A 15155-nucleotide genomic window follows, 5' to 3' on the forward strand; every position below is an offset into this window, starting at 1 on the left:
ACGCCCCCTTGGATACAGTGATCCGCGAGAGCAGTTGAAAACTTAAAACTTTGCCATTACATCACAAGTTATCGGCTTTCTCAACGATAAATCCCGAGCTGCAAGCCAGGAAAAGCCGCTTGCCAAACCGCTTGAAAAGTGGTTGCCGCGATCAAATTTCGACGACTTTATTGATGTCGAAACCGGCAACGGTTTTCCGTCCCAGGTAACCGCGGGTATTGCTCAAAATTCGAGCATCAGCGATCCGGTAATCGCCCAGATTATGCACATGACCATGAAACCAGGCCGCAATTTCGTACTCGTGAAATAAAGGTTTCAGATCGTTGCAGTAGGCAATTTTTTTTATGACGTTGGGCGAATCAATCCAACTCCATTCGGTCGGCGCGTGGTGGGTCACCACTACGGTCTTGCCGATATAGGGCTCGGCTAAACGTTGCTCCAACCAGACTCTTGCATCCAAATGCAATGCTGCGAAATGTTCCGGTTGAAACGGGCAATCTCCGAACGATATTTTTCTAAAGTCGTTAAGCGACCTACCGAGCGCTTCCGCCTTATCCAATCCTTCGACAAACAGATCGCTCCACAGCGTACACCCTAAGAACCGAATCCCTTGAAAGATAAACTGATCTTTCTCCAAAAACCGAATCGGACTACCGGCGCACTGCTCCCGCAACATGTTCAGGGTCTGCCGGTACTCGTATCCGTAAAATTCGTGATTGCCGGCGACGTAAATAACCGGTTTGCCGATTGCCTTCAACCATTCGACTCCTTGAGCAAAAACGCCGATGTCTCCCGCAGCCACGACAATATCTGCGTCGGTATCGGGCAAGTCTTGGTCGCCGAATTCTAAGTGCACATCAGAAAAGTAATTTATCCGCAAAATTTTTCCGTCCCGTGACTATGGAGGTATAATTTTAATCCTAAGTGAAATACTTGGTATTTTTAAACAACTCGAGTTACTGCGAAGCACAATTCTATGTCGATTAGCCCCAGAAAACACACCCAACAGGTTTTGGTCGGTAACGTTAAAGTCGGCGGCGGCGCGCCGATCGTCGTCCAATCTATGACCAATACCGATACCGCCGATGTTGCAGGAAGCGTACAACAGATCATGGAATTAGCCACCGCCGGCTCCGAGCTGGTTAGAGTAACCGTCAATACCGAGGAAGCGGCTAAGGCGGTACCGGAAATCGTCAACCGCTTGGCGCAAAAAGGCTTCTCGGTGCCGATTATCGGCGACTTCCACTTCAACGGCCATAAACTGCTGGAAAAATATCCCGACTGCGCGCAAGCGCTGGCGAAATACCGGATCAACCCCGGCAACGTCGGCAAAGGCAAGGCGCGCGATCCGCAATTCCAGCAAATGATCGAATTTGCCATCCGCTACAACAAACCGGTCCGGATCGGCGTCAACGGCGGCAGCCTCGACCAAGCCGTATTGACCCGCTTACTGGACGAAAATCGCCAACTGGCTCAACCCAAAGAGCTGCCGGCGATTACCCGCGAAGCCATCGTGCTGTCGGCATTGGAAAGCGCTGCCAAAGCCGTCGAACTGGGCTTGGGCAAGGACAAAATCGTGCTGTCTTGCAAAATCAGCAACGTGCAGGAGTTGATCAGCATCTACGAAGATATCTCCAGCCGTTGCGACTATGCCCTGCATTTGGGTTTGACCGAAGCCGGCATGGGCTCAAAAGGCATCGTCGCTTCTTCAGCCGCTTTGGGCGTCCTGATGCAACAAGGTATCGGCGACACGATCCGCGTCTCTCTAACGCCGGAGCCGGGCGCCCCGCGCACCAAAGAGGTTATCGTGGCCCAGGAAATTTTGCAAACCATGGGCTTCCGCTCCTTCACACCGATGGTGATCGCCTGCCCCGGTTGCGGCCGCACCACCAGCGACTACTTCCAAAGGCTGGCGCAAGATATTCAAGCCTACCTGCGCGATCAAATGCCGGTCTGGAAAGACAAATACAAAGGTGTAGAAAATATGGAAGTCGCGGTCATGGGCTGCGTCGTCAACGGTCCGGGCGAAAGCAAGAACGCGAATATCGGCATCAGTTTGCCGGGTAGCGGCGAGTCGCCGGTCGCTCCGGTATTCGAAGACGGCGTGAAGACTGTCACCTTAAAAGGCGACAATATCGCCGCAGAATTCCAAGCCTTAGTCGAGCGCTATATCGAAACGCATTACAGCACCCACTAACCGGCGGTCACAAAAAAAGGCGGCTTTTAGCCGCCTTTTTTATTGCCTGTTAACCGGGTTGGCCATCGATACGCGGCGACGTCAGTATCGGCGCATAGTAAAAAGCGAATAAGGAAAACGCCGCCAACCAGCAGTAACTTGACACCACGACAAAGGCGCTGTACCAAGCCGGCAAAATCGCCGGAAACATGACTCTGAACAGAGTAGCGACGTTCAACAGCAAAAATGCGATCGCCACCACATTCGACGCCTTCAAGGCCCGCCCGGTGTGCCCCAAAGCCACTCTTGCCATCATGCCCAGCGTCAATACGCCGATTCCGCCTACCGTAAAGGCGTGCATAGCCAGCGCCGGCTGAACCCAGGCAAATGCCGATAACGCCACCAAGCCGAACCCGAGTATCAACCACCCGTAACCGACGTATAACACCCATAGCAACGGCACATACCAAATTCTAGCGTTGTACCAGGCAGACACCCGCAAGACATTGACGATTAACGCCGCAATTGCTGTTGCCGCCAACGCCGCGCCGGAGACGCCAAACATCAGCAACGCAAAAACCGCCATGCCGGCGGCCACCGCAGCCACGTCCAAAGCAGGATTGCGGATGCAAATCACGCCCGACAAACCGCGCTCGGTAAAAAACGGAAACACCCGGCCGGCAATCACCAAAATCATCGCCACCACCACGGCAACCACCAGCGTCAAACCGAATCCGGCAGTCGCAGCCGACAAAGCCAAAATTTGGGCGTGGATCAAACCGTTACCCAGCGCCAGCAATAATAACAAAGCGATAAAAACCAGATTTTTGAAATTGCCCGTCTGCAGCAAGGGCCGGGCCACGAAATAAGCCACCGCCGGCAAAAACAGCAAATCGACAATCGCAATTAAAGCGTCGGGCAACAGGCCGGAATAAAAAGGCAACACCCGGCCGTATATCCATAGAAAACTTAACGACGCCAACTGGTCCGGGTTGACGGTTTGCAAACCGGTCCAGTTTCTGACGGCGGTCAGCAAAAAACCGGCTATCACAGCCGCGGTGTAACCCAACAGCATTTCATGAGCATGCCACAGGCTACCGGCAAAATAATTGTCGATATGCAGCGCGCCTTTGGACATCGAGTTCCATAATGCAATCAAAGCCAGCGCCGATAAACCCGCCAGCGCGAAGAAGGCGCGAAAGCCCATTGCAAACAACGGGTAATCGAAAACCGGTTTGTTATTCATGCAGCCTTTCCTCCAGCCAGTCGAGTTCGTTTTCCGAGAAGCCGGCGATTATACGCACTTCTCGGTTAAATGGCCCTTTCGGTTTCCCCTTGTAATAACCCAAAATCAAATCCTTATAATGCTGTTCGGACTGCAATCCGCGCTGTTGGGCCAGAGTATTGAACCAATACGAGCCGCGCTCGACATGGCCGATTTCATCGGTGTAGATCCGCTCCAATATGGCCGCGCCTTCCGCATCGCCCATCGCCGCCAGCTTGTCGCGCATGCCGGGAGTAACGTCCAAGCCACGGGCTTCCATACAGCGAGGCACGATCGCCAATCTGGCCAATATATCGCCGGCCGTATCTTCGGCATGCGACCACAAGCCGCCGTGCGCCGGCAGGTCGCCGTAATCGAAACCCAACTGTCTGAGCCGATTGCGAATCAATCGAAAATGCTGCGCTTCCTCAGCGGCGATCAGCAACCAATCGCGGTAAAAATCGTCGGGCAAGCCGCGGAAACGGTAAATAATGTCCCAGGCCAGATAGATCGCGACAAATTCGATATGGGCCAAGGCATGGAAAAAAGCCGCTTGGCCTTCGACGGTATCCAATCGCCGTTTCGGCATGTCGCGCGGCATCATCAACTCGGGTTTTGCGGGAAACAGCGTAGCGGCGATCGGCAACGCTAAGCCGGCCGGCGTAAACGACAGGCAGTTTTCCGCCAATAGCTGCACAGCCTGGCTGGTAACGGCCAGTTTTTGCTCGATATCGGCGTCGAACAGACACCGCTCGGCAAATTCGAACACTGATTGCATGGCACTCCGGGTGAAATCCTGCGATGCGCGCTTGGCATCCCATTCTGGTATCGAAAAATCGGTCGCTCCGCGCGGGCCATCGCGACAAATGTTGCCGGGGAAAGGCGCGCGATTGCCGCACCCAAACTACACACTCGCCGCTAAGTCGAACCGAATAACCGGCTGCGATTCTAACATGGGCTTAACCGCTTCAGTTGGCGCCGCCTCGCCGATGGAACCGACCCAAGCGCGGCTAAGGCTCGGAAAGATTTACAATCCTAAGGTCAACCCCCTACAATCTGGTGCAACTGTAGGGGATTTGCCGAGCGACCGGATGAATTCGCCAAACCGCCTACGCGATTTTTTCAGTTTATCTCGTAGGCCAAATGCAAAGCCAAGCCGCAACTTCCAACGAATATCCGCCGCAGGATGTTTTGCGCTTCGTCTACCGGCTCAAAGCCGACGACTACGAGTGCGCCGAATTTCCGATCGAAATCCACAAACCGACCATGACGCTGATTCCGGCGGCGCAGGAACCCTACCCATTCTGGACCGAGCTGGCCTACCACCAATGCCACAACTGCCCATTGCAGGCCGCGCAAACTCCACATTGCCCGGTCGCCGTCAATCTGGCTCCGCTGTTGGAATTGTGCGGCCATTTGGTGTCGCACAAACCGATGAGCGTCGAAGTCGTCACCGACCGCAGAACGGTTAACTGCGAAAGCACGGCGCAACATATCGCCAGCTCTATTCTGGGTCTGATCATGGCCACCAGCCCCTGCCCGCACACCGAATATTTGAAGCCGATGGCACGCTTTCACCTGCCTTTGGCCGACCAGGACGAAACCATTTACCGGGTAACCGCCACATTCCTGCTGGCGCAATATTTTCGGCGCCGGGACGGTTTGCCCTATTCGCTGGAACTCGAAGAATTGCTGAAGATTTACCAAAACCTGCAAATCATCAATCTGCATCTGACGCAACGCCTAAAAGCCGGAATCAGCGAAGATGCGGCCGTTAACGGCGTGATTCTGCTGGATTTGCTGTCGAAGACGGTTTCCTGGTCGATAGAAGACGGTCTGGAGGAAATCAGCTATCTGTTCGACAGTTACCGTAAACCGCTGCAACCGCCGCCCTCATAAACCTGAGCCACTGTGATGTACAAAATTCTGGATCTATCGGCCCTGCTGCTTTATTGCGCATTGATTTTCTGGCTATCCGACCAAGCCAAACTGCCCGACCACTCACTGATCGAAAACCAGGACAAACTCGACCATTTCCTGGCCTACTTCGCGATGGCGGTGTTTGCCTGGCGCTACTTCGCCCACTTTTCGGTTCCCCGCCACTGGCAACTCCTGATCGGCACCGTATTTTGCAGCCTGTACGGCCTGTCCGACGAGTGGCACCAATCCTTTGTCGCCGGCCGCGAATCGAGTGCATTAGACTGGTTGGCCGATACTTTGGGCGGCTTGTGCGGCGGACTTGCTTGTTACTGGTATACCAAGCGTTACGCCGCTCAGCGTTCGCCCGGCTGATCGCTTCGGCCGGCGGTCTTTACCCCGCGCGCCGGCCGCTCCGCTCCGGCAACCGTCCAGAGCCGCCGCTGCTTAAGTTATAATGCTTGGCTATTTTCAATTGCGTGCGGTTCAGATCGTACGCAACGTTTATCGCGTAACCCATCAGAATCTCCATGGAAGTCCCAGAATATAAGCGCCGCAGAACCTTCGCCATCATCTCCCATCCCGACGCCGGTAAAACCACGATCACCGAAAAGCTGCTGTTGTTCGGCGGCGCGATTCAGTTAGCCGGCTCGGTCAAGGGCCGCAAGGCGGCGCGCCATGCCACGTCAGACTGGATGGAAATGGAAAAGGAACGCGGCATCTCCGTCACCACGTCGGTCATGCAGTTCGAACATAACGACGCGATTGTCAACTTGCTGGACACGCCGGGCCACGAAGATTTCTCGGAAGACACCTACCGCACGCTGACTGCGGTAGACTCGGCGTTGATGGTGATCGACGTTGCGAAAGGCGTCGAGGACCGCACCATTAAATTGATGGAAGTCTGCCGGCTGCGCGACACGCCGATTCTGACCTTCATTAACAAGCTGGACCGCGAAGGCCGCGAACCGATAGAACTGCTGGACGAGGTCGAAAGCGTGCTAAAAATCGAATGCGCACCGATGACCTGGCCTATCGGCATGGGCAAGCGCTTCAAAGGCGTGTACCAGTTGTACAAGGACGAGATTTTGCTGTTCAACCCGCAGCACGGCGGCAAAATAGCCGAGTCAACCCTGATCAAGGGCTTGAACAACCCGCAACTGGACCAATTGCTTGGCTTGCAGGCCGACGAATTGCGCGAGGAAATCGAACTGGTCAAAGGCGCCAGCCACGAATTCGATCTGCAAAAATACCTGCGCGGCGGGCAAACCCCGGTGTTTTTCGGTTCGGCCATCAACAACTTCGGTATCGTCGAACTGCTCGACGCCTTCGCCGAATTCGCGCCGCCGCCGCGTCCGCGCCAAGCCGAGCAGCGCGAAGTCAAACCGGAAGAAGACAAATTTACCGGCTTCGTCTTCAAGATTCAGGCCAACATGGACCCGGCTCACCGCGACCGCGTCGCCTTCATGCGCATCTGCTCCGGCAAATTCGACAAAGGCATGAAGATGCACCACGTACGGATCGGCAAAGCCATCCAGGTCGCCAACGCCATTACCTTTCAGGCCGACAGCCGTAAGCATGTCGAAGAAGCCTACCCCGGCGATATCATCGGCTTACACAACCACGGCACCATCCAGGTCGGCGATACCTTTACCCAAGGCGAAACCTTGAAATTCGGCGGCATCCCCTACTTCGCGCCGGAATTGTTCCGCCGCGTGGTGTTAAAAGACCCATTGCGGGCCAAGGCCTTGCAAAAAGGCTTGGTGCAATTAACCGAGGAAGGCGCCACCCAGTTGTTCAAGCCATTGAAAAACAACGACTTAATTCTGGGCGCGGTCGGCATTCTGCAGTTCGACGTCACCGCACACCGGTTGAAGCACGAGTACAACGTCGAATGCGTTTACGACGCTTCGCCGATCAATACCGTGCGCTGGATCAGCTCGGACAATCCGGCCAAACTGGAAGAGTTCAAGAACAAGGCCTTCGAAAATCTAGCCGAAGACGGCGGCGGTTATTTGGTCTATCTGGCAACCAGCCGGGTCAATCTGCAATTGACGGAAGAACGCTGGCCGGACATTCACTTCAGCGCGACGCGGGAACTGTAAATCCCGCGCATAAAAAAGGGGCCGCAAGGCCCCTTTTCCTTATCCGTAAAGACTTATTTCGCGGCTTCGGCGATTTTATTGAAAGCCTCTACCCGTTGTTTGCCCAAGTTAGCCAGTTCAATGCCGTTTTCGACGATCATCGGAATCAGACCCGGCGTGTTGTAAACGATTTTACCCAAGTAGGCCACGGCAGGCACCGCAACGATAGCGCCGAACAAAGTACCGATGCCCAGCACGCTCAAGGCTTTGGTAATCAGTACCACGATATCCAGCGGCAGCAAAATCATCGTGCCAAAGTAAACCAGCACAATGAATGTAAACAAGGCGAACACCACGAACTGCAACAGCCTTACCAGCACAACATTTAGGTTTTTCATGATCAATATTTCTCGATTGGATGGGGATTCTTTTGCATTTATAAGCAACGGCCTTGATTTGTATCGCATTTTCCGCCGCTTGCTAACGCCGGCATTATAAAATAAAACCCCTAGCGTTTTCTTTACTTTTTGCCCGCCGCAGCGCTTATTCCGCGCTTAAATCCGCCTGAGCGGGTTTGTTGTCGATGAATAGCGGATGCAACAAAGCCCCGGCCGCGAAACCGCCCAAGTGCGACCACCAAGCCGAATCGACCGCAACGTTGTCGAATACCGCGGCTGTAAACGCATCGCCCAATTGCACGATCACCCAGAAGCCGAGAAAGGCAATCGCCGGCACCTGAAAAAACAGCGGATAAAACAAGATCGGCACCAAAATCACTACCGTCGCGTAAGGAAAACGCACGAAATAGGCCCCCAAGACACCGGCAATTGCGCCGGACGCGCCGACCACCGGCACCGCCATGGTCGGATAAAAGTACCATTGGGCGTAGGTCGCAAGCAGCCCGCACAGGATATAAAACACCGTAAAGCGCCGGTGTCCCATTAAATCTTCGATGTTGTCGGCGAAGATCCACAAAAACACCATATTCATCAGCAGGTGCAAAAACCCGCCGTGCAGGAACAGGCTGGTCAGAAATGACAAGTAATGGTCCGGCGGCAAACCGAAGGCATAAGCCCAGTCCGGATTGGAATAACGAATCGGCACCATGCCGTACATGTAGGCGAAGTGCTGGCCGACCTCGTCCGGCATCAACAACATCATCAAATACACCGCAACGCACACGGCCATGATGCCCCACGTGACGTAAGGCTTAGTCTGGCAAGGTATCGAATCTCGAATCGGTATCATCGGTTGCCCTCTTAGTTATGGTTTCTCCGGCAGCCGAGCTTCAATAGCTGTCGTTCCACTGCTTTTCCAGGCGTTGTACCGACACCGGAAATGCCGTTTTCAGTTGTTGAGCAAATAAAGACACCCGCAGTTCCTCCAAAGCCCAGCGGAAAGATTCCCGCTCCGGCGTCGGCGTGACGGTCTTGCTCTGCCGCTCGATGTGTTGCCAATAGCGTTGGTTCAGTCGTTTCAGGCCTTGCGTGTCGGCCGAATCCGGCTTCTGCTTGTCCAACCGAAATTCAATTGCCTTCAAATAGCGGGAGATAGCGGGCAATTGGCCCGCCGGCGTGTAGCGTAAAAAGCCTTTGTATAACAGCAAACCCAGCTGCTGTTCGATATCTTCGCGTAACGCCGGCACCACCGACGGCTGTTGCAAACGCCTGCTCAACGTTTGATAGTTTGCCAGAATTTCTCCGATTTGCTTGCCGGCCTGCGTCATTGTCGCCATCAACCCCGATTTGTTCTTCGCCAGAATGGCCTCGAACTGCTGCTGGGTGCGGATGGTCTGGCCTTCGACGAATACCGCCGCGAAGACTTGGGACAGAATGTCTTCCTTGAAATCGCCGCCGGCGCGCTCTTTCAACAATCGATGCACCGGCAACTGGTTATACGCCAGTTGCAAGGCCGGCGATACGCCGTGGTTTTTTAGTATGTATTGCGCGTCTTTTTTACAGACCAATTGATACAGCTTGGTTAGGCCATCGAAGTGAGCCAATTCGGCCTTGTGCTGGGTTTCCAGTATTTTCACGCCGACCGTCTGGCCTTCATCGACGATGGCCGGAAAGCCGATAAAGCTCTGGCCTTTTTGCATGAACTGCCAGGTTTCCGGCAAGTCGTCGAAGGCCCAGGCGATGCAGCCGGTGTGATTCATTTCTTCCTGGGCCAATTTGTCGAAACTGTCGCCGGCCTTGGTCGCGTGTTCGGCTTGCAGCTTGGCCAGATTACGGCCGTAACCGATGGCCCGGCCGGCGTCATCGACGACGCGGAAATTCATTTTCAAATGTTCCGGCAATTGATCCGGCTGCCATTCGTTGAGCGGAATCGCCTCGCCGGTCAGTTTGCGCAAACGATTGCTAAGCCATTCGTAGACCGAACCCTTGAAATCCGGCTCGATTTCCAGACAGGCCTTGGCGGTGTTCGGCACCGGCACGAAGTGCTTGCGTAGATGCTTGGGTAAGGCCTTAATCAAGGCCACGACTTTTTCCTCCAGCATACCGGGCACCAGCCAGTCGAACGGCGCCTGCCTGATCTGGTTAAGCTGATGTACCGGAATGATCGCGGTAACGCCGTCCTCGTCGTGGCCCGGCTCGAAGCGGTAATGCAGTTCGATGGTCAAATCGCCAACTTTCTTGCTGTCTGGAAAATCCCAGTCGTTGATTTGATTGTCATCGTGGCGGGTCAAGTCTTCCTTGGTCAAAAACAGAATCTTCGGATTTTCCCGTTCGACCTTTTTGCGCCATTGATCCAAGGCAATGCCGCTGACGATCTCGGCCGGCAGTTTCTGGTCGTAAAACCGGTACAGCCACTCCTCGTCTTCCACCAAATCCACCCGGCGGCCTTTGTGCTGGATGTAGCCGACTTCCTCCAACAGTTTTTCGTTGGCCTTAAAAAACGGCGCGTTGGAATGGTAATCCTGATTGACCAGCGCGTGGCGGATGAACATCTCCCGCGCCGCTTTGGGATCGACGTTTTCGTAGGGCACTTTGCGCTTGGCGGTCAAGGTCAGGCCGTACAACAAGGTGCGTTCGTAAACGCCGCAGCGGCCGGCGTTTTTCTCCCAATGCGGGTCGTAATAATTGCGTTTGACCAGATGCTGGGCGCAGGCTTCTATCCATTCCGGCTCGATCTTGGCGACGGTGCGGGCGTAGACCTTGCTGGTCTCGACCTGCTCGGCGGCCATAATCCACTTCGGCCGCGCCTTATGCTGGCCGGAACCGGGGAAGATGAAAAACTTCAAGCCGCGCGCGCCCAGGTATTCGTACTGCTCGTGTCTGAAACCGATGTTGGACAGCAAGCCCGGCAGCAGTGCCATGTGTATCTGCTCGTAATTGGCCGGATTGCCGCTAGTCTTGAGTTGCAAATCGCCGCGCGCCACCTGCATGATCTGGGCGTGGATGTCGTGCCACTCGCGCATCCTGATGTAGGACAGGAAATTGTCCTGGCAGTATTTACGCAACTTGCTGTTGGTCAGGTGCTTTTTCTGTTCCTCGAAGGCATTCCACAAATTGAGCAAGGTCAGAAAGTCCGAATCCTCAGCCTTGAACTGGGCATGTTTGGCTTCGGCCTGCGGCAATTTATCGGCCGGCTTGTCGCGCGGGTCTTGAATGCTCAAGGCCGAGACGATAATCGCCACCTCGTGCAGCGAACCCAGTTGCGCGGCCGCGAGCAGCATGCGCGCCAGTTTCGGGTCGGTCGGAATCTTCGCCAACTGCCGGCCGGTTTCGGTGAGATTACCTTGCTTGTCCAAGGCATCGACTTCGAACAGCGAAGTCTTGCCGTCGCGCACCATTTTTTCGTCGGGCGGCTCGACGAACGGAAACTCCTCGATGTCGCCCAATTTCAGCGCCGCCATCTGCAAGATCACCGACGACAGATTGGTGCGCAGTATCTCGGGATCGGTAAATTCCGGCCGGGCCAGATAATCCTCTTTCGAATACAGCCGAATGCAAATACCTTCCGCGACCCGGCCGCAACGCCCTGCCCTTTGATTGGCGCTGGCTTGCGAGATGCGCTCTATCGGCAGGCGCTGAATCTTGCTACGCGCGCTATAGCGGCTGATGCGTGCATGGCCGGAATCGATCACGCAACGGATGCCGGGCACGGTCAACGAAGTTTCGGCGACGTTGGTCGCCAACACGATGCGCGGCTTGTTGCCGCTAGGCTTGAATACCCGCTCCTGCTCGGCGACACTGAGCTTAGAATACAACGGCAACACCTCGTAGCGACCGTTATTGTGCGACTTGCGTAAGGATTCGGTGGTCTCGCGAATCTCGTGTTCGCCGCTCAGGAAAATCAGGATGTCGCCGCGCAAATCCCGGTACAGCTCGTCCACCGCATCCAGAATGGCCTGCTGCAAGTCGGCCGAAGTCTCGTCGTCTTCCTCGATTAACTCGATAGGCCGGTAGCGGATGTCCACCGGGTAGGTGCGGCCGGAGACATTGACGATGGGCGCGCCGCCGAAATGCTGAGCAAAACGCTCGGGGTCGATGGTCGCCGAGGTGATCACCACTTTCAAATCCGGCCGCTTCGGCAACAGCCAGCGCAGATAGCCCAGCAGAAAGTCGATGTTCAGGCTGCGTTCGTGGGCCTCGTCGATGATCAGCGTGTCGTATTGGTTAAGGTAACGGTCGTTCTGCGTTTCCGCCAGCAGAATGCCGTCGGTCATCAGTTTGACCAGCGAATTCGGCGCGGTCTGATCATGAAACCTCACCTTGTAACCGACCGTGTTGCCGATGGCCTGACCCAGCTCCTCGGCGATACGGTCGGCGACGGTGCGCGCCGCGATACGCCGCGGCTGGGTATGGCCGATCATGCCGCTGATGCCACGGCCGATTTCGAGGCAAATCTTCGGCAACTGGGTGGTCTTGCCGGAACCGGTCTCGCCGCAGACGATGGTGACCTGGTTGTTCCTGATCAGCTCGGCAATCTCGTCCTTCTTGCCGCTGACCGGCAAATCCGGATAGTTAATCACCGGCACCGAAGCGCGGCGCTGGTTGCAACGGCTTACCGAGCGCTCGATCTTGTCGGCCAGTTGCTGGAGTTGCCCGCCTACGTCCTTGCCCTTGCCCGCCTCGCTGCGCAGTCTATCCAACTGGCGTTTCAGGGAATGCCTATCGGCACTCATCGCGGCGGACAAATGCTTTGCCAAGGATTGAATTTGTTGCTGAACGGACATGATTCGCCAAGACGTCAAAAAGCCGGGAATTATACGTGGCTCGCGCGCAAAGGCGCCAAATCAAACCGAAGCTGTTACCGGACCCGAATTAAGCGCAACGGCACTATCGAACTTCAGCAGCAACATCATCGCCGTTGCCGAACAAAGCGGCCATAGTTCAACCGCGCTCGAGCAGCGCGGTTAGCTGCAACGCACACTGGGCAAGCGGAAACCGATTCATACCTAAATTGCCACCTGTCATCGATAGCACGAGTTTGCCCACCTCGCTCAAAACCTCAAACGCGATGCAGTAATTCGGGCCGGCTCCAGTACGTTTTTCGGGGTTGAAACCACGACCGAGCGCAGAAATCTGCGGCCGCTGCCAAGATTTGACCGGAAACTGCTAGCCAATCGCCTGAAATCTGGCAAGCTTGGGCGACTATGCCGCTGTTACCTATACCTATTACAATACTCGGCTGAATCGAGCATTCTTCAATCCAAAGACGCCGCAATTGCTAACTTTCTAACCCATGACCTTGCCCAAAATCGACCGGTGCGGCCAATGCGTAAACTGATTGCGGCGTCCTTTTTCGCTTCCGCGGCCTTGGCCGGCGAGGCGCCGCAGGACGATTTCACCAATCTGTCGATCGAAGAACTGTTGAATCTGGAAATCATCAGCGCGTCGCGCCTGGGGCCGAAAACCAGCCAGGCGCCGACTTCGGTTTCCATTCTGACCGCAAAAGACATCCGCACTTTCGGCTGGCGCACGCTGGCAGAAGCGCTGAACAGCCTGCGCGGTTTGTTTACCAGCAGCGACCGCAACTACAGTTTTCTCGGCGCGCGCGGTTTCATGCGCAGCGGCGACTACAATTCGCGGATTTTGCTAATGATCGACGGCCAGCGTCTGAACGAAAACATCTACGACGGCGGCTACATCGCTCAGGAATTCATGCTGGACATGGACTTGGTCGACCATATCGAATACGTCCCCGGTTCAGGCTCATCGATTTACGGCGCCAATGCGTTTTTGGGCATGATCAACATTGTCACCAAACAGGGCAAAGCCATCAACGGTGCCCAGGTGGCCGGCGAAATCGGCACCTTCGACACCTATAAGGGCCGAGTCAGTTACGGCAAATCGCTGGATAACGGCGCCGACGTGTTATTTTCCGCCTCGCATTTCGATAGCGCCGGCGTCGAGAACTTGTATTTCCCAGGGTTCGACACTCCGGAAACCAACCGCGGCGTTGCCCACAATATGGACGACGAGCGCGCCGACCGCTTGTTCGGCAAATTCAAGTTCGAGGAATTCACACTGAGCGGCGGTTACGTCAACCGCTTCAAACGGGTGCCGACCGCATCCTTCGATGGGATTTTCAACGACCAGCAATTTTTCACCGAAGACAAACAGTTTTTTACCAACCTCAAATACGAAAAAAACGTCAGCGATACCGCCAAGTTACAACTGAAGGGCTATTACCAGGGCTACGATTACCATGCCGATCAGGCTTATTTGCTGGACGGTAGCCGGGTAATCAACCATGATTTTGCCAGCGGCCGCTGGTGGGGCGGCGAAGCCCAGTTGACCTTTTCGCCGATTAACGGCCACAGGATGATCTTGGGCCTGGAATACCAATACGACCAACGCCAAGCGCTGACCAACCACGATATAGACCCCTACTTCTCCTACGTCCGGAGCCGGCGGAGCGGCCATCGGCTGGAAGCCTATCTGCAAGACGACATCCAAATCCTGGACGATTTGATTTTCAGCGCCGGCGCCCGCGTCGATTACCACCACATGCTGAACAGCATGCAAGCCAATCCGCGGCTCGGCCTGATTTGGAGTCCGTTGGCAAATACCCAATTCAAATTGCTTTACAGTTCGACGTTTCGCGCCCCCAACTCGTGGGAGCGCGATTACAACGCATTCGGTTTCGTCGCCAATCCCGACATGCGCGAAGAGCAAATCAAAAGCTACGAAGGGATTGTAGAATGGCGCGCCGCCAACGGTTTGCGGCTGCTAGGCTCGCTGTTTCACAACGATATTTCGCAGTTGCTAATGGGCCGGCCGGCCACCGCGGACATCGACGGCGACTATTCGGTGCAAAATTACGGCCGTTACCACGCTTACGGCATCGAGTTGGAAGCGGAAAAACGCTGGAGCTCAGGCCGGTTACTGAAGGCCTCTTACACTTACAACCTGCTGACCAACGAAAACAGCCACGGCACTTGGGCGACCTATTCGCCGCAAAACCTGTTCAAATTGCATTATGCCGAATCGTTTTTCAACGATTACATGACGCTGGGTATCGAAAACATTTTTATCGACCGGCGCAAACTCGATTACGCCGGCAGCTTTGGCGACGGCTACAATTTAGTAAACATCAACCTGAGTTCCGATAAACTGATCCGCGGCCTCGACACCTCTTTCGGCATCTACAATTTGTTCGACATCCACCCGCAAATGCCCGGCGTCAGCGACCAGGTCGACATCATCCGCATGAACGGCAGGGAGCTGCGTTTGAAACTGCAACTGACTTTTTGAGCATCCGC

General features: G+C 55.1%; 12 protein-coding genes. 6 read left to right on the forward strand and 6 right to left on the reverse strand.

All coding sequences use genetic code 11. The annotated features are described in order from the left end of the window. Nucleotides 1–151 precede the first annotated feature (151 nt). A complete protein-coding gene (locus MKFW12EY_RS12785; RefSeq protein ID WP_064021961.1) occupies nucleotides 152–880 on the reverse strand; it encodes a metallophosphoesterase in 729 nt (242 codons plus the stop codon). A 96-nt stretch (nucleotides 881–976) separates the two neighbouring features. Between MKFW12EY_RS12785 and ispG the strand changes: the two genes are divergently transcribed. Continuing rightward, on the forward strand, nucleotides 977–2197 hold the full coding sequence (gene ispG, locus MKFW12EY_RS12790) for a flavodoxin-dependent (E)-4-hydroxy-3-methylbut-2-enyl-diphosphate synthase (RefSeq protein WP_221053122.1): 1221 nt from the start codon (nucleotides 977–979) through the stop codon (nucleotides 2195–2197). Between the two features lie 49 nt (nucleotides 2198–2246). On the opposite strand, the gene MKFW12EY_RS12795 is transcribed toward ispG, so the two are convergent. Both MKFW12EY_RS12795 and MKFW12EY_RS12800 read right to left on the reverse strand, forming a co-directional pair. Next, nucleotides 2247–3422, reverse strand: a complete 1176-nt coding sequence (locus MKFW12EY_RS12795; protein WP_221053123.1) for an NnrS family protein — start codon at nucleotides 3420–3422, stop codon at nucleotides 2247–2249. Beyond that, entirely contained in the window at nucleotides 3415–4218 is an 804-nt protein-coding gene (locus MKFW12EY_RS12800) for a ferritin-like domain-containing protein (RefSeq protein WP_054758999.1), read from the reverse strand. The genes MKFW12EY_RS12795 and MKFW12EY_RS12800 overlap by 8 nt, the downstream gene beginning before the upstream one ends. Nucleotides 4219–4583: 365 nt before the next feature. Here MKFW12EY_RS12800 and MKFW12EY_RS12805 point away from each other — a divergent pair, with 365 nt between their 5' ends. The 3 genes from MKFW12EY_RS12805 to MKFW12EY_RS12815 all read left to right on the forward strand — a co-directional run bounded on the left by MKFW12EY_RS12805 (nucleotide 4584) and on the right by MKFW12EY_RS12815 (nucleotide 7462). Next, the gene (locus MKFW12EY_RS12805) at nucleotides 4584–5339 is read left to right on the forward strand and encodes a DUF6901 family protein (RefSeq protein WP_054758997.1); all 756 of its coding nucleotides are present in this window, start codon (nucleotides 4584–4586) and stop codon (nucleotides 5337–5339) included. 15 nt (nucleotides 5340–5354) lie between these two features. Continuing rightward, nucleotides 5355–5732, forward strand: coding sequence for a VanZ family protein (locus MKFW12EY_RS12810; protein WP_064025992.1), 378 nt, complete (start codon nucleotides 5355–5357; stop codon nucleotides 5730–5732). Nucleotides 5733–5887: 155 nt separating this feature from the next. Then, nucleotides 5888–7462, forward strand: coding sequence for a peptide chain release factor 3 (locus MKFW12EY_RS12815; RefSeq protein WP_231879418.1), 1575 nt, complete (start codon nucleotides 5888–5890; stop codon nucleotides 7460–7462). 53 nt (nucleotides 7463–7515) lie between these two features. On the opposite strand, the gene MKFW12EY_RS12820 is transcribed toward MKFW12EY_RS12815, so the two are convergent. The 3 genes from MKFW12EY_RS12820 to hrpA all read right to left on the reverse strand — a co-directional run bounded on the left by MKFW12EY_RS12820 (nucleotide 7516) and on the right by hrpA (nucleotide 12623). After that, on the reverse strand, nucleotides 7516–7839 hold the full coding sequence (locus MKFW12EY_RS12820) for a hypothetical protein (protein ID WP_064021965.1): 324 nt from the start codon (nucleotides 7837–7839) through the stop codon (nucleotides 7516–7518). Between the two features lie 145 nt (nucleotides 7840–7984). Further along, entirely contained in the window at nucleotides 7985–8689 is a 705-nt protein-coding gene (locus MKFW12EY_RS12825) for a rhomboid family intramembrane serine protease (RefSeq protein WP_064021966.1), read from the reverse strand. A 40-nt stretch (nucleotides 8690–8729) separates the two neighbouring features. Next, nucleotides 8730–12623, reverse strand: a complete 3894-nt coding sequence (hrpA, locus tag MKFW12EY_RS12830) for an ATP-dependent RNA helicase HrpA (RefSeq protein ID WP_221053124.1) — start codon at nucleotides 12621–12623, stop codon at nucleotides 8730–8732. Between hrpA and MKFW12EY_RS12835 the strand changes: the two genes are divergently transcribed. Both MKFW12EY_RS12835 and MKFW12EY_RS12840 read left to right on the forward strand, forming a co-directional pair. Then, nucleotides 12622–12807: a hypothetical protein gene (locus MKFW12EY_RS12835; protein ID WP_054758993.1), complete on the forward strand. Its 186-nt coding sequence runs from the start codon at nucleotides 12622–12624 to the stop codon at nucleotides 12805–12807. The two genes, hrpA and MKFW12EY_RS12835, sit on opposite strands and share 2 nt — an antisense overlap. A 357-nt stretch (nucleotides 12808–13164) precedes the next feature. Beyond that, nucleotides 13165–15147: a TonB-dependent receptor plug domain-containing protein gene (locus MKFW12EY_RS12840; protein ID WP_221053125.1), complete on the forward strand. Its 1983-nt coding sequence runs from the start codon at nucleotides 13165–13167 to the stop codon at nucleotides 15145–15147. The last annotated feature ends 8 nt before the right edge of the window (nucleotides 15148–15155 follow it).

The sequence above is a fragment of the Methylomonas koyamae genome (assembly GCF_019669905.1).
GTDB lineage: Bacteria > Pseudomonadota > Gammaproteobacteria > Methylococcales > Methylomonadaceae > Methylomonas > Methylomonas koyamae.

What these genes read in the sequence shown, in the direction of transcription:
- ispG (WP_221053122.1), top strand. Translation starts at nt 977, where the DNA reads ATGTCGATTAGCCCCAGAAAACACACCCAACAGGTTTTGGTCGGTAAC.
- MKFW12EY_RS12795 (WP_221053123.1), bottom strand. Translation starts at nt 3,422, where the DNA reads ATGAATAACAAACCGGTTTTCGATTACCCGTTGTTTGCAATGGGCTTT.
- MKFW12EY_RS12800 (WP_054758999.1), bottom strand. Translation starts at nt 4,218, where the DNA reads ATGCAATCAGTGTTCGAATTTGCCGAGCGGTGTCTGTTCGACGCCGAT.
- MKFW12EY_RS12805 (WP_054758997.1), top strand. Translation starts at nt 4,584, where the DNA reads ATGCAAAGCCAAGCCGCAACTTCCAACGAATATCCGCCGCAGGATGTT.
- MKFW12EY_RS12810 (WP_064025992.1), top strand. Translation starts at nt 5,355, where the DNA reads ATGTACAAAATTCTGGATCTATCGGCCCTGCTGCTTTATTGCGCATTG.
- MKFW12EY_RS12815 (WP_231879418.1), top strand. Translation starts at nt 5,888, where the DNA reads ATGGAAGTCCCAGAATATAAGCGCCGCAGAACCTTCGCCATCATCTCC.
- MKFW12EY_RS12820 (WP_064021965.1), bottom strand. Translation starts at nt 7,839, where the DNA reads ATGAAAAACCTAAATGTTGTGCTGGTAAGGCTGTTGCAGTTCGTGGTG.
- MKFW12EY_RS12825 (WP_064021966.1), bottom strand. Translation starts at nt 8,689, where the DNA reads ATGATACCGATTCGAGATTCGATACCTTGCCAGACTAAGCCTTACGTC.
- MKFW12EY_RS12835 (WP_054758993.1), top strand. Translation starts at nt 12,622, where the DNA reads ATGATTCGCCAAGACGTCAAAAAGCCGGGAATTATACGTGGCTCGCGC.
- hrpA (WP_221053124.1), bottom strand. Translation starts at nt 12,623, where the DNA reads ATGTCCGTTCAGCAACAAATTCAATCCTTGGCAAAGCATTTGTCCGCC.
- MKFW12EY_RS12840 (WP_221053125.1), top strand. Translation starts at nt 13,165, where the DNA reads ATGCGTAAACTGATTGCGGCGTCCTTTTTCGCTTCCGCGGCCTTGGCC.